Here is a 334-nt window from a genome sequence, read left to right as displayed (position 1 = left end):
CCACGGACTACCACCCACGCCGCAGCCCGAGGAGACACTCCCGCTGGCGCTGCCGGTCATCGGCCGCGAGACAGGTCGCGACAAGGCCCCGGGTTCACCCCAATCAAATTTTCCTGCCCGTTTATCTAGATCTCTAATAGAATTGATAAGCACCAGTCGAAGAAGGCGACGACCGCCTGGAGACAAATATGCTGACCCATAAAGAGGGCGCGAAACATGCCTTGCCGGATGACCAGCCCGCAGCAATCGCGACCGGCTATCAGGTCAGGCAATGAGCGATGCTGGCCATGGAACAGTGCCCTTTGCGCATCGAGCTCGCAGGACTGGGGCGAGC

At 60.2% G+C, this 334-nt stretch carries 1 protein-coding gene; it reads right to left on the bottom strand.

Features of this window, described 5'->3' with window-relative positions; all coding sequences use genetic code 11:
* Positions 1 to 125: 125 nt before the first annotated feature.
* Positions 126 to 334, bottom strand: a 209-nt coding sequence (locus RVY79_RS18315) for a hypothetical protein (RefSeq protein ID WP_317465957.1), incomplete at its 5' end; no start/stop codon positions are given.

The sequence above is a fragment of the Chromohalobacter sp. HP20-39 genome (genome assembly GCF_033052815.1).
Classification (GTDB): domain Bacteria; phylum Pseudomonadota; class Gammaproteobacteria; order Pseudomonadales; family Halomonadaceae; genus Chromohalobacter.
The sequence above is the reverse complement of the archived record's forward strand: the minus strand, read 5'-3'. Positions and strand labels throughout refer to the sequence as shown.